Source organism: Mesotoga sp. UBA5825, from assembly GCF_002432955.1.
Taxonomy (GTDB): domain Bacteria; phylum Thermotogota; class Thermotogae; order Petrotogales; family Kosmotogaceae; genus Mesotoga.
The window spans coordinates 1-14,350 of sequence record NZ_DJHG01000096.1; the positions used below are offsets into that span (position 1 = coordinate 1).

At 46.6% G+C, this 14,350-nt stretch carries 12 protein-coding genes; 9 read left to right on the forward strand and 3 right to left on the reverse strand.

Translation table 11 applies throughout. The annotated features are described in order from the left end of the window. Positions 1 to 857 precede the first annotated feature (857 nt). The 9 genes from B3N33_RS09590 (at position 858) to B3N33_RS09630 (ending at position 11,577) form a co-directional block, all read left to right on the forward strand. A complete protein-coding gene (locus B3N33_RS09590; protein WP_214059870.1) occupies positions 858 to 2,888 on the forward strand; it encodes a 5'-nucleotidase C-terminal domain-containing protein in 2,031 nt (676 codons plus the stop codon). A 329-nt stretch (positions 2,889 to 3,217) separates the two neighbouring features. Beyond that, entirely contained in the window at positions 3,218 to 5,521 is a 2,304-nt protein-coding gene (locus B3N33_RS09595) for a penicillin acylase family protein (protein ID WP_292593195.1), read from the forward strand. Positions 5,522 to 5,532: 11 nt separating this feature from the next. Beyond that, positions 5,533 to 6,246, forward strand: coding sequence for a lipoyl(octanoyl) transferase LipB (gene lipB, locus B3N33_RS09600; RefSeq protein ID WP_292587847.1), 714 nt, complete (start codon positions 5,533 to 5,535; stop codon positions 6,244 to 6,246). Then, positions 6,221 to 7,078 carry a lipoyl synthase gene (gene lipA / locus B3N33_RS09605; RefSeq protein WP_292587850.1) on the forward strand — a complete coding sequence of 286 codons (858 nt, stop codon included), beginning with the start codon at positions 6,221 to 6,223 and terminating at the stop codon, positions 7,076 to 7,078. The genes lipB and lipA overlap by 26 nt, the downstream gene beginning before the upstream one ends. A 229-nt stretch (positions 7,079 to 7,307) precedes the next feature. Continuing rightward, positions 7,308 to 7,751 carry a nuclear transport factor 2 family protein gene (locus B3N33_RS09610; protein WP_292587853.1) on the forward strand — a complete coding sequence of 148 codons (444 nt, stop codon included), beginning with the start codon at positions 7,308 to 7,310 and terminating at the stop codon, positions 7,749 to 7,751. 9 nt (positions 7,752 to 7,760) lie between these two features. Next, positions 7,761 to 8,732, forward strand: coding sequence for an SDR family NAD(P)-dependent oxidoreductase (locus B3N33_RS09615; protein ID WP_214059865.1), 972 nt, complete (start codon positions 7,761 to 7,763; stop codon positions 8,730 to 8,732). Continuing rightward, the gene (locus B3N33_RS09620) at positions 8,719 to 10,332 is read left to right on the forward strand and encodes a phytoene desaturase family protein (protein ID WP_292587856.1); all 1,614 of its coding nucleotides are present in this window, start codon (positions 8,719 to 8,721) and stop codon (positions 10,330 to 10,332) included. Before B3N33_RS09615 ends, B3N33_RS09620 begins: the two co-directional genes overlap by 14 nt. Before the next feature lie 77 nt (positions 10,333 to 10,409). After that, positions 10,410 to 11,036 (forward strand): NUDIX domain-containing protein, encoded by a 627-nt coding sequence (locus tag B3N33_RS09625; protein WP_214060350.1) that lies wholly within the window; start codon positions 10,410 to 10,412, stop codon positions 11,034 to 11,036. Next, a complete protein-coding gene (locus B3N33_RS09630) occupies positions 11,029 to 11,577 on the forward strand; it encodes a peptide deformylase (RefSeq protein WP_103134952.1) in 549 nt (182 codons plus the stop codon). Before B3N33_RS09625 ends, B3N33_RS09630 begins: the two co-directional genes overlap by 8 nt. A 285-nt stretch (positions 11,578 to 11,862) precedes the next feature. On the opposite strand, the gene B3N33_RS09635 is transcribed toward B3N33_RS09630, so the two are convergent. The 3 genes from B3N33_RS09635 to B3N33_RS09645 all read right to left on the reverse strand — a co-directional run bounded on the left by B3N33_RS09635 (position 11,863) and on the right by B3N33_RS09645 (position 14,060). Further along, positions 11,863 to 12,489: an SGNH/GDSL hydrolase family protein gene (locus tag B3N33_RS09635; RefSeq protein ID WP_180979955.1), complete on the reverse strand. Its 627-nt coding sequence runs from the start codon at positions 12,487 to 12,489 to the stop codon at positions 11,863 to 11,865. Positions 12,490 to 12,681: 192 nt separating this feature from the next. Beyond that, on the reverse strand, positions 12,682 to 13,575 hold the full coding sequence (locus B3N33_RS09640) for a carbohydrate kinase family protein (protein WP_103134954.1): 894 nt from the start codon (positions 13,573 to 13,575) through the stop codon (positions 12,682 to 12,684). 281 nt (positions 13,576 to 13,856) lie between these two features. Beyond that, the gene (locus B3N33_RS09645; RefSeq protein ID WP_292587862.1) at positions 13,857 to 14,060 is read right to left on the reverse strand and encodes a hypothetical protein; all 204 of its coding nucleotides are present in this window, start codon (positions 14,058 to 14,060) and stop codon (positions 13,857 to 13,859) included. Positions 14,061 to 14,350 lie beyond the last annotated feature (290 nt).

Below are 14,350 nucleotides of genomic sequence, written 5' to 3' on the forward strand. Positions count from 1 at the left end.
AAAGAAAGCGGTTGACCGTTGAATGGTTCTCCGTCCGACGAGGAGAACATGTTCTTCGTTCCAGAGCGAGGATTTGTTCTTCGCTTTTGTCAAACCATTCATTCATAGAGTAGAGAGAAGGGGAAAGCAAACAGGCCAAATAAGGATCTCTTCCAGAGCGAGTATCTGTTCTTCGTTTTTGGTTAGGGCAATGAAGCAAGAGCATCAAGATTCCGACCAGGAGCTTTGTCGGAATGACAGCATTTGACGTTTCTTCACTTTAGGGCTTGCAACTTGCANNGGAACTGAGAACTTGCAACTGCTCCATTTCGAGGACCGAGGACCGTTGACGGACAACGTTGTTTTGAGCAGCGACCAGCGGGTTTTTGTTCTTAAGCGCGCAGCGGCTCTTATGCTTGCAACTTGGAACATGCAACTCGCAACCGCTCTTTCGAACAAACAGCCGCTCTTCCAAGAACAGCTTCTAACGCTCTTACCAGACCCTATACCCTATACCCCACCCCCGCTTGGCCCCTTGGCTGTGGCCTCCGCTTATGGAGATTGTGCGGATAGATGAATTCTCATTATTGAAACACCACATGATATTTGCTAGAACACAATCTCAATGCATTAGATACCTGGAATTCCAAGGATTACAGAAGAGATATGGGAGTTTTCGAACAAGTTATGAGTATCGTTATGTAAGGCTGTTATAATCGCTGAAACAGTTACTGATGAATGACTAAACTTGAGCTTGATATATCGTTTCGCGGCATTATACTATTCTTAGCATTGCTTCGCGGTCCGTGGGTGGAATCAATTTTGGAGATTTATGGTTTCTTTTATTATTACAGCACCTTACAAAGAGGAGGGATAGCATGTTGAGGAGTAAGTTCGTACTGATTGCGCTGATTCTGGTTTGTGTTCTATCCTTTGCAACCTTCAAAGATATCGCGGGCAGTCCGTATTCTGCTGCGATCGAAAAACTTCATGCCTCGGGAATAGTTGAGGCATTTGATGGGTATTTCTATCCAGCTGAGGCTCTTTCAAGAGCTGACGCGGCCGAGTGGATTGTCAAGACATTCAAATTGTCAACGATTCATTCGATGAAGATCGAAGAAGAGGTTGAGAAGAAGTTCGTCTACACCGATCCACTTGGTGTTATTGATGAGGCTTTCGTTGTTCCATCTGCCAAAGATATCGTCGATATCGAAGGAGAGGAATACATCGAGGGGCTTATAAAGGTCCGTGCGGAAGAGGTGGTCAACGGAGAATACAGGCCGTTTGAACCAATAACCGCAGCTGAATTCGGACTTGCTGTAGCAAAGGTTCTTTTCGGAGTAGATGAGCCTGTAGATTATGAAGCAAAACTTAGAGAGCTAGTTTACGCACCTGCCGAGCTGCTTTCTCTTGACAGACCACTGAGAAGAGAGGAAGCTGCGCAAATCCTTTCCAACTTCGTAGAAAACCCAGACTTCACGATTATCACCATTCTGGCGACCGCAGATATTCATGGTCACATCGAGCCATACTTCCCCAGTGGGGCGAAATATCCCGTCGGAGCGGTTGAGAAAATGGCATACTTTGTCAACACCGAACGCGCAATGCAGCCCAACCTTCTCCTTCTCGACGTAGGAGATGCTCCCTATAACACAAATGTTGCCAATCTTTTCGAAGGTGAACCTGTAATAAAGATAATGAACATGATGGGTTACGATGCGATGGTACTCGGCAACCACGACTTCGATTTCCCATTCAACGTTATGGAAAGAAATAGCCAGCTTGCGAATTTCCCATTCCTTGGCGCCAATACTTTATACCTGGGAGAATCCCCATACTTTCTTGAGCCATACATAATCAAGGAGATTGCGGGTCTCAAGATAGCGATTGTGGGGCTTACCGATGACAGCAGCGCCTGGTATACACACCCCAGAAATGTTGCCGGAATAACATTTGAAGAGCAGTATTCGGCCGCGCAGAGAGTCCTGGATGAAGTGTCTCCCCAGGTAGATCTGGTTTTCGCCCTTGCACACTTGCACGGTGGAAACAGAGTACTACCGATAAAGGTCTCCGGATACGATCTGATATTTGAAGGCGGAAGAGACGTTGTTGCTTTCCCGGAAAAGATAAACGGAAGCTGGGTAATCTCTTCAGGTAAACATGCAGAGCTGATCTCAAAGACTAATCTAAATATCTACAGAGGCGAGGTAATCGGTATCAACTTTGCTCACGTCTTCATGAGCCAAAATCTGCCGCAGGATGAGGCAGTGGTTGAAGTGGTAGAGAGTTATGTCTCGCAGCTCGACGATAGGCTCGGTACAGTAATTGGAAGGACCGAAGTCGATCTCGATGGAGAAAGAGGAACTGTGCGCCTCAAAGAATCCAATCTGGCCAACGCTATAGCCGACAGTCTGAGAGAGATGACAGGGACTGATTTCGCAATCCAGAACGGAGGCGGAGTTCGAGCAAGTGTTCCCGCGGGAGATATAACAATAAAGGACGTATATACCGTTCTCCCCTTCGACAACCTCGTAGTTGCCGTAAAGGCCACCGGGAAGCAGATATGGGACGTCCTTGAACACGGTATCTCGGCCTACCCGGCCGCCGCCGGTCAGTTCTTACAGGTATCGGGTCTTGAATACACATTCGACGCTTCAAAACCACCGTATGAGCGATTGATATCCGTTACATCCAACGGTGTACCTCTCGATCTCGAAAAGACCTATACCCTTACGGCTAACGACTTCCTCACGGGCGGAGGAGACAAGTTCACAATGTTCCTCGAAATGGAGAAGACTATTGTGACAAAGTCTTTCCTGAGAGACGCCTTCGCGGAGTACGTTGAAAGGCATGGAACGATCGCTCCTGTAAATGAGGGAAGAATAGTAATAATTAATCCTGCCAATTGATCTGAATCACTAGATGAAGCGGAGAGGGAAACCTCTCCGCTTATTCTGCCCAACAAAGCCCATATGAACCTATTCCACTTTGGAAGATTTATCACGTAGCTCTTTCGCTGTCATAAATTCTTTCAGGCAATTCGCGGATGAAATGAGTCTTTGAATTCCTGCATATTAATCCTGCAAAGGTCACAGGAAAGGTATGCTAAGTCAACAATGAGATCCCTTTGACTATTTCGACTGCCACAAAAAGAGCGATACTCGCCTCAATTTCATCCAGAGTATGGAGTGCTCTATAATTGGAAGGTCATTCTAGATGATGAATCTAGGGGGTGAACATGAGAAAAGAAACTGGATTTTGGATACTCACAATCTTCATGCTTGCAGCTCTTTTAACTTCTCCTATGACGTTGTTTGCAAGTCAGATAGAGATAATTCGTGATTACTGGGGAGTTGCCCACGTCTATGCAGATACGGATTCGGAGCTCTTTTTTGGAGCAGGTTATGCAACGGCAGAAGACCGAATGTTCCAAATGGAGCTCTCACGCAGAAAAGTCTCGGGAAAGCTGTCAGAGATCTACGGCAAGGACTGGCTAGAGTCGGACAAGCTTATGCGTACGCTCGGGCTTTACAAACACGCGCAAGAGATCGCCAATCATCTGGACGGTGAGACGAAGTCTATACTCGAAGCCTATGCTGAAGGAGTAAACTACTATCTTGAGACTAATCTCGATAACCTGAATCCTGTCTTCGATGAGATTGGAATCGTCCCGGATCCATGGACGGTTGCCGATAGTATTGCTGTGTGGATGCGCCTATCAGAGAGATTCGATCGGTCGTGGCAAAACGAAGTCACGGCCCTTCGAAACTACGAGCAGCGGTTGCGGAGCGGCGTAACTCAAGACCCGATCGTTATAGACAATTCAGCTGCGATTGTAACTGAATCCGACTTCCTTCGAACCGACCCCGACGCATACCGACGCCTTATGGAAGAAAGACCGGGTGAGTCAAGTGAGCGCTTTGAATGGGACTCATTGAAGGCCAGCCACGCATGGACGGTATCGGGAAGCAAGACTCTCACAGGGAGTCCTCTCCTTGAGAGCGACCCGCAGATTGCCGTTACTCTTCCTTCTCTCTGGTATGAAATACATCTCAGCGGAGGCAACTACAATGTGAGAGGAATCTGCGTTGCAGGTTCGCCGGGCTTTCTCATTGGCTGGAACGAATATCTCGCTTGGGGTGCAACTGCGCTCGGTTCTGACAATGGAGACCTCTTTCAGGAGAGACTAAGTGAAGATAGATCCGAATTTCTCTTCAAAGACGTCTGGTATCCTGTGCAGTCTACCACAGAGGTCATTAACGTTCGTGATGAAGAACCGGTTGAAATCACAGTTAGTAAGACTATTCATGGTCCCCTCGTAGACTCGTTTCTAAAAGGAGCAGGGCGTGCAGAAAACTTCTCACTGAAATACGTTGCTATTGACGAGATGAAGACACCGATAACGGGCATGTTATCCATGATGAGATCAAGAAACTGGGAAGAATTCACCGGCGGATTGAGCGATTACATGTTCCCTGGGATACATGTTGTGTATGCCGACGTGTCGGGAAATATCGGATACCATACGGCTGCGGCAATCCCGATCCGTTCCGGAAGACTTGGCCTTCCCCAGATAGGCTGGACGGGTAACGAGGAATGGACAGGATACTTGCCCTTTGAAGATCTTCCCCATGTTTTGAATCCATCTTTGGGGTTCGTTGCCAGTGCAAATCACCTGCCCGTCGGAGAGTGGTACCCGTATCCTCTAACGATAGGCACCGGAGGGACCGGACATAACCCTAGAAGCATGAGACTTTACGAGCTTCTCGATAATCAGAACGAATTCACTTTTGAGAGCTTTTCGGAGATTCATCGAGACAATGTCTCGGCAATTGCCAGGGACTTTCTCAATCTCGCCGGCATTTTGCTTCAAAGGAATCTGTTGTCTCAAAGCTCATCGAGGCTTCTAAACGTTTTCAGTGATTGGGACTATCGCCTGGTTGAGAACAGCAGGGCAGCAGATATTGCTGAGACTCTTGTCCAAACAATGCATCGAAGTTTGAGGGTCGATTCTTCTACTGCCACTCTAGCCTCAAAATACGGCGGAGGCCATGCGGGAAACATTTTCCTCCTTCGTTCCGTCTTGAGCGAAAATGAGATCTACGGCATGTTGACGGACGAGGAGGAACTCGCGGTTTGGGTCAATCAGGTTATTGAGACTGCAACAGCCAACATCCGAGAAGGCACTTCTCAAGTCAGACCACAAGTGATGGTCTATCAGGCTAATCTTGAGGGTTTTCCCTCAATACTTCCGTATGCAAATAGAATCATGCCGTCTCTCACGACAACCTCAGCAAATACCATCTGGTCACAGCTGGGAAATTCTTATACTCAGGTAGTGGACCTTTCGAACATCGACAACTCTCGAGCGTTTCTGCCGCCCGGGATATCCGAAGATCCGAGAAGTCCTCATTTCTTCGATCAGGTGGCGTTGTGGGTCGCTGGAGAAACCCGCCCCGCTCCCTTAAGTCGAGAAGAAGTCATGAAATATGCGGAATTGGTTAGAATATTACCTTCTTCAGTTACCGAAAAATCAGATTAGGTTGGAGCTGAGTGACCTTGGAAAATCGAACTTGCTATTCAATAAGTCTTAATGGGCTCACAAACTACCTTGACGGGCTAAATATACAGCATAGAGCGCTTGAAAAAGTAATGACTGGAAAAGCGGACTGCATATTGATTCTTCTTGAACACGAACCGGTGCTGACTATAGGTAGGTCGGGAGGAAGAGAGAATCTTCTGGTTGACGAGAGTGAGCTCAAACGCCTGGGGGTCGCGCTCCAAGACACCGACAGGGGAGGTAATATAACCTATCACGGCCCGGGTCAGCTTGTTGCATATCCGATTCTGAATCTTGGAAAATGGAAGAAGAATCTTCCCTGGTACGTGCACTCTCTTGAAGAGGTAGTAATAACGTTGTTGCAAGATTACGGTATAGAAGCAGGAAGAAAACCGGAATACAGGGGCGTATGGGTCAAAGAGGAGAAGATTGCCGCCGTCGGTATAGCGGTAAAAAGATGGTACACAATGCACGGATTTGCTCTGAATGTTCAGGTGAACAAAGATCACTTCAAACTGATAAATCCATGCGGAATAAAGGACTATGCGGTTGTTTCGATGGATGATTTTATAGTCAGTTTAGACTTCCGTGAGATCATTGAGAGAGTGAAAGAGAAGTTCGCACTTATCTTTGAAAGCAAGATCGTGGAGATTTCGAGAGAATGTCTGGAGAGTGTTCAAAGTGATAGAGAAACCAAAATGGCTTAAGGAAAAGCTTAACGCTGACAGAAGTAAAGTGAGTGACATAAAAATCATGTTGCGAAGCCTACGACTTCACACCGTTTGCGAAGAAGCGAGGTGTCCCAATGTAGGTGAATGTTTCGCTTCCAGAACCGCAACCTTCATGATACTAGGCAACGTATGCACAAGGCGCTGTCGATTCTGCGCCGTTTCGAAAGGAATACCCGGCTCTCCAGACCCAAAGGAGCCGGAGAACATTTCTAACGCCGTTCATATTCTTCAACTGAGACACGCTGTAATCACCTCGGTTACAAGGGACGATCTAGATGATGGTGGCGCTTCTCAGTTTGTAGATGTGGTCCGTGAATTGAGAAAGAACTGTCCTGATACGACAATCGAGCTGCTGATCTCTGATCTGAATGGTAACTGGAAGGCACTAGAAAAAATCGTCAGAGAGCATCCGGACGTGCTGAATCACAACGTGGAAACGGTACCTTCCTTGTACGACAAGGTCAGACCCGGAGCGGCTTATGGCCGCTCAATTGAGCTTCTGAGAAGAGTAAAGGAAATCGATTCTACAATAGTAACCAAGTCTGGAATAATGGTTGGACTGGGCGAAAACGAAGAGGAAGTTAGATCCGTAATGAACGATTTGCTTGAGGCCGGCTGCAGCATGTTGACGATTGGGCAGTACCTTCAGCCCTCTCATGAACACCTACCGGTCGTCGATTACGTTACGCCGGAGAAGTTTGAAAATTTCAAGACCTTCGCTCTGGAAATGGGGTTCTTGTTCGTGGCATCTGGTCCTCTCGTTCGAAGCTCATATCATGCCGCAGTGGGTTTCTCTAGTTTGCGGTAGCGAGACGTTCATCGGACGTATTGTATTGAGAAAACTCCTTCTCTCAAGCTTCCTGTTCACAATTCATTAGGAGGAACGAGAGCTTGCTATTTTGTTATCCTCCAAATATACTTTCTTAAGGGGCGCCGTGATACGATTTTCTTAAGATGTTTTTTGCGAACTAATTGCTGGAAGCACATGCAGGATTTTGGAAGCTTTCTCCTCCTGTCTGCTTTAGGGAGTAGTGATTGTGGATACGTTTTGTATAACAAGTGCGGATCAAATAAGAGAATTATGGTCAAAGACCTACAACACCGAAGGGAAACCGGACTGGTCTCACATTCTTCCTTACTATGACGACAACATTCTCTTTAAAGACACGATCCAGGAAATCCGGGGGATCGAAGAATTCAAGAAAATGACAGAAAGGCTTGCCGAGAGATCTAAAGAGCTGAAGATGGCTGTTCTTAGAGTCATTAAGGAAGACAACGTGGTCTTTGTCGAATGGGAGATGACGATACTCTTCAAGAAGACGAGGACTTCCGTGATTTACGGTGCGAGCCGTCTATCTATTAGTGAAGAGGGAAAGATAATCGAGCAGCGAGATTACTATGACCTTTGGGGTACTATCTTCGACAACATACCTTCATTCAGAAAGCCTTACAGGCGTTTCATGAGAAAACACTTCGGGTAGTTGCTGCATATGGAGAGAGGCAGGAGCCCCATCCGCAAATACTGGAAACAATACAAATGGTCAAACATTCGCGCGATGATGAAGAACAACAAGTCTGATCCAAAGATTTGCAATGATGATTTCAAGGATCGCCTAGTGGTTGTTACCGGAGGCACATCGGGTATTGGATACTATACGTGCAGGAAGTATGCCAGCCATGGGGCAAGGATCCTTTCCATAAACCGAAACAAAGAGAAATCGGAAGGCCTGTGCGAAGAGCTCAGACGGGACTTCGGTGCTGAATCTTCATACATGATAGCCGACTTCAGCAGCCTAGAAGACAGCAAGAGGGTTGGGGAAGAGCTATCTAAGATTGAAGATCCCATAGATGTCCTCATACACAATGCCGGAGTCTTCCTTAAGCAAAAAGAACTGACTGTCGATGGCCTTGAAATGACATATGCCGTGAACTATCTCTCTTCTTTCGTTATAAACTACATCTTAAGAGACAAGCTTAAGGCACAGGAGAAATCGCGGGTATTACTTGTGAATTCAGAAGGTCATCGCTTTGCTGTGTGGGGAATTAAGACAGATGACCTTAACTGGCAGAAGAGACACTACAATGGCCTCAAAGCCTACGGTTCCGCTAAGACCGCCCAACTTCTCAGTATGATAGTATTCAACGAATACTTCAAGGGGAGCGGTGTAACAATCAACGCTATGCACCCCGGTGCAGTTAGAACGGGTACAGGAAAAGAAAACGGGGCATTTTACAAATGGTACAAGAAAAATTTCGTCGACAGATTTTCCCGCTCACCGGAGATTTCAGCTGAATCTCTTTACTATCTGGGTGTTTCACGCGATGTAGAAGGCATAAGTGGAAGATTCTTCAATTTGACTACCGAAGAGATTCCAGCCCCGCCGGCCCTTGATACCGAAACAGCTGAAGAACTCTGGCAGGAAAGCCTGCGGATGGGGGGCCTCAATCATGGAGACCTATGACGTTATAGTCGTTGGCGGAGGAATAGCTGGAATGACCAGCGCCGCATATATTGCAAAAGCAGGGACCAAAGTCCTCCTGCTGGAAAAGAACGAGAAGTGTGGTGGCCTGATCAACTCTTTCTGGAGGGATGGGTTTCAGTTTGACGGAGGAGTTAGAGCACTTGAAAGCGCCGGTATCATTCTGCCGATGCTCAGGGAACTCGGAATAGAAATCGAAATAGTCAAGAGTCCCGTATCGGTGGGAATTGAAGACACTGTCATACGTGTGACCTCAAAGGAGAGTCTTAAGGAGTATTCAGATCTTCTGAGAAAGATGTATCCCGGAAGCGATGAAGAGATCGAGAGAGTGATTTCATTCATAAAGAGGATTATGAAGGACATGGAGATTCTTTATGGAGTCGATAATCCTCTTTTCATGGACTTCAAGAACAACAAATCATATTTTGTGAAAGTATACTTGCCGTGGCTCTTCAAGTTCCTCCTCACCCTCAGAAGAATCGGGAAATTCCAAATACCCGTAGAGGAATTTCTTGAGAAGATTGTTGAAGATAGGTCTTTGAGAGACATAATAGACCAGCATTTCTTCAAGAACACCCCGACTTTTTTCGCCATGAGCTACTTCTACCTTTATCAGGATTACTTCTACCCAAAAGGTGGAGTTGGAACTATGGCCGAACGCGTAAGAGAAAAGATAGTCCAGTTTGGCGGGGAAATCGAGACAGGTAGGGAAGTAACAGAGGTCAATGCTGGAAGAAAAGTAATTGTCGATACCGGTGGAAGATCCTACAAATACAGGAAACTAGTTTGGGCTGCCGACCTAAAGAAGCTTTACTCAATTGTGAAAACAGACGGCCTGCCCGAAACCTCAGCAAAGATGGTTAACAAATTTAGATCCGAGATATCGAAGAAACACGGTACCGATTCTATTTTCAGCATCTTCATCGCGGTGGATGAACCTCCCGAAAAATTTGAAGCGATAGCCAGCGGTCACTTCTTCTATACTCCTTCGAGGAAAGGATTGGGAGAAATTCATCGCAGCGAAATGAAGTCCATTCTGGAGAACTGGTCGGAGAGTTCGAAAGAGAAGGTTTTGAGCTGGCTGGACAGATTCTGCGAACTGGGTACCTACGAGATCTCGATCCCCGTTCTCAAAGACAAGAACCTTGCCCCTCAAGGAAAGACCGGCCTGATTGTAAGCACTCTCTTCGAATACGAGATCGTGAAAAGAGCGTATGAATCCGGCTGGTACGAGGAGCTGAAAGAAGAACTCGAGAAGAGAGTAATCGAGGTTCTCTCAAACTCAGTGTACCCGATTCTGAAAGACAGGATTCTTTTTTCATTCTCCAGCAGCCCGCTTTCAATAGAGAATTATGTCGGCAGCTCAGAGGGATCGATCGTAGGCTGGTCGTTCGAAGAACCGATACCTGTGGTCTCCAGCATGATGAAAGTAAACAGCTCAGTCAAGACGCATATACCGGATGTTCTTCAGGCAGGCCAGTGGACTTACAGTCCTTCTGGCGTACCGATTAGCATACTTACTGGAAAACTGGCTGCCGATTCCGTCATAAAGAACGTTAAGAACGCTCGATTTGAAGGCTAACGAGCTCTATGTATCTGTAGACCAGTGTTTTCGGGTTTCGAGCAAATCAACAATCGAGTATCGAAGGAAAGAATATTATGAGTATCAACAGTTTGATTCCAGATAATTCCGAAAAGGGCACCGGACTGATTCTAGAATACCGGGACCTCTACCTCTTTCAGGTTTCCGGAAGGAAGCACCGAACAGAGACGGGGGAAAGGTTCTTCGCTGGAATCGGAGGCCATTGTGAAGAAGGCGAGGGGTTCATCCAGGCAGCAAAACGCGAAGCAGTCGAAGAGACTGGAAAGACGGTTGAAATAACCCATTCAGCCCGGACGGATATTGTTCAGTCAAACGGAGGTGTTGTCGACACCATCGAACTTCCATCTCCAGCCCCCAGAATGATCTACAAAATGCTTGATCGACGAAAGAGCTTGCCCGAGAAAGGACCGTACTTCATAGCGTGCTTCAATGCATATTTCACAGATGATGCTCCCTTCGAACTCGACCCCGAGGAGGTGAGCGCATTGATTGCCATACCGGAGGAGTTGCTTTGCGGGAGTCTTGAGCGCAAGATAGGGCTTGAAGACATACTCTCGTCCGGAGGAGAGATTGTCGCAGGTTACCTGGAAGCAAGCGCAATGCTCTTTCCCCTCGGAACGGCAGTAGCTCTTGCAAATCTCTTGAAAAGAGACAAAGGCCTTTCGGAGGTTGATTATGACTAGTGAAGTATTGCTTCTTGGAAATCCATTGCTACGGGAAAAATCATCTCCCGTCACTGACTTTCGAGGCCAGGAGATGCTAGGGCAGTTCGCTATGCTTAAGCAGGCCCTCCATGAATTCAGAAATGAAAACGGCTTTGGCCGTGGTATCGCAGCCCCGCAAATCGGCATTCTTAAGAGAATGGTTGCGCTCAATCTAGGTCAGGGGAGTTTCATTATTGTGAACCCGCGAATTACCGAGCGCAACAAGTCCACATTTACCATGTGGGATGACTGCATGTCCTTTCCACATCTGCTTATTAGGCTCGAGAGAAGTCTTTCGATAGATATCGTGTATGAAGATGAAAGGGGAATCGAACACGAGTGGAAGGGAGTCGATCAGGCAAAATCGGAGCTGCTTCAACATGAGATAGATCACCTTGATGGCATTCTCGCAATAGACCACGCGCTCGACTCAAGAAGCATAATCTACCGTTCAGAATACGAAAGGAACCGCGAGTACTATGACAGTCTCGTGAATTACACCATAGAGCCAACTTTGTGAGATGCTTCCTGAGTTGTCTTCTACTTATTACACCTGCCATTCCAGTCTTTCGGTTCTCAAATGCTCCCAAAATCCAGAAACCGGAATTGATTCCATGGAAATTGCACAACGATTTTCTCTTGGTTTTATCGCTCACAATGCTTGCCCGGATGAGCTTCACAGAGAATGAATTCGCTGATCAACGCGCAGAACTAATTATCTAGTTTGAGAGTGTCGGCCAAGCAATGAGTCTTCTTGAGAATTGAATTCTCAGTAGGCACCTCATCTGCTCATTCTCGACAATTGTTAAATCGCAATACTCATAGCACTGAGCCACTTGAGGGCGATAAGAAAGTGTCCTTCAGGAGTGGGATGGACACCATCTTCTGCCCAGAAACCCTGCTCTCTTCTTGTAGCCGCAGAAGCGAAAATCCCGTCAAGCGGGACGTAAATGGCCTCATATTCCCTCGCAAGTCTTCTGATTATCTGAATCTTCGGTCCAAGGTCTTCTGTCCAGGACTCCATCTCGCCTCTTAACGGGAGAAAGAACGGTTCCATAATTATTGAAGACGCCCCGATAGTGGCAACTGATTCGAGCAGATACCTATAGTCTCTTTCGAAGATGTCTGGTTCGGTCTTGTCATTGCTGTCATAGAACCGCCAGCAGTCATTTACCCCGACCAGCATTGAAATCCAGTCTGGCGATAAATCAATACAGTCGGCTTTCCAGCGTTCTCGAAGATCCTTCACCCTGTCGCCCCCGACACCCCTGTTTAGAAACTCTATTCTTAACCCGGGATATGAGGCTCCGACAAGCCCAGAAATAATAGCGGGGTAACCGTTTCCCAGACCAAAGAAGTCTTCTCTGTCTCTGCCGGCATCTGTTACGCTGTCTCCTTGAAAGAGAACTCTTTGCCCTTCTTTAAGAAGCACTCTTCTCAACCCCTCCATTCAATCCAAATGCAGATTATCTCTCGACCCTCTGGCAAAAGAGAAGCAGGAGAAATGAGCCGTTATGTGGAACCATTCCGATAATAGTAACCCTCCTCTATACTGCGAGCAGAAATGTCGGAGCCGCTTCCTACCGACCGTTGCGTTAACATCGAGCAACATAACTGCTATTCTCTAGATCATGATCTTACTTCTGTATCGCCCCTCTATCCAATCTCTAGCTACTCTGTGCGCAAAATCAATATCTGGCTCACCATTCGACGAATTAGAGTATATGAACCCAGCATTGAAAGAATCTCCAGCACCTATTGTATCTAAAACATTCTTGGATTCCGCTGTGGGATAGAGTCTTGAATTCTCTCTTCCAATCATAAGAGAACCTTTTGAACCCATCTTGACCATTGCCTGACCTTCATAGTCCTCGAGGTACGTTTCAGTTGCAGCCTCTATCGTTGACTGGTTAGTAGCTTCCATGAGCTCCGCTTCATTGGGCATAAACCAGTCCACCGAATCTAGCAGTCTCTGAATCTGAATTCTGAAAAGACTCCAGCCATCCGGTGGCCATCCGGGATCGAGATAGATTGTGTTTTCTTTTCTGAGAGCTTCCAGCAATGTCTGCAGGTTGCTTTCTCTTAGACCGTTAAGAACATTTATCCCGCAGAACAAAATGTGCGCTCCCTCAACACCAGTGAGTTTGTTTTCAACGAAGTCAACATCTAGATGGTGCATTATCGTCTCGTTACTGATGAAACTCCTCTCGCTGTCTATATGGGTAATCGCAACCGTACATGGTGTTCTGCCCTGGATAAGATCAAACCCTTCTACCGACACTCCCATATCTTTGAATCTCTCCTTGAACGTCTTCCCGAAGAGATCATTTCCCGCTACCGTCACAATATCCACCGGTACTCCGAGATCGGCAAGCACAACAGCCGTGTTAGCCGCCTGGCCGCCAATACGCATTTCGATTGAATCAACGCCGATCTCCGTGCCCCACTCGGGCCAGTCATCCACCGGACCTGCTATTATATCTACATCGATATTCCCAACCACAATTACTCTATCCATTTGATCACTCTCTTCTTTAATCTCTTCAACAGTGTTTTCTCGAAACCTTCACAGATTATAGCATTCGTGGAATGATGGAGAAGTTCCGTCTGGCGATACAACGAACCCCACTCTGAGAACAAGTATTCCATGAGGAAATCTTGCACGTGAGCTCTCGAGTTACAACAGAAAATCGGTCGATAAAAAGAACAGCCTTCAAGGCTGTTCAGATAAGATATAAGACATTTGTTGTAAACTCATCGATAGATTGTCGAGTTAGGGTGTAGCAAGTTGTACATGTGTCAGTCCTTATGACATTCGCTACAGCAGTAAGCACAGCCGTCAACATTCTGGTAAAAGTCGCGAGCCTTCTGAAGCGCTCCAAAGCAGTTCACGAAATCTCCCAGCATTGTCTTCGACTTCACTTCTCTCAGTCTCTCACAGTGTTCGGTATGAATCTCGTGTTCTCCGGCCGGCTTTGCGCTGTCATCTACGTAGTAAATCACTTCACAACACCTCCTTCAAACAATTGCATAGATTGTCTCGGTAGATAGTCCGCACTAAGGACATCCTATTTGAAATTATAGCATCCGGAGCTGCTTACAAGAATATTCAGTGATCAAGGGAAAAAGCACAGTAAATATTGATCTTTATTTCACAAACTTAGTCGGCTTTTGCGTTATAATTATTTAGATAAGGAGGTGCTGTCCATGATAAAAGCTACGATCTTCCCTGGGAGATACGTTCAGGGAGCCGATGCGCTGAATTCTCTGGGAAAGGAACTGAAAAGATTCGG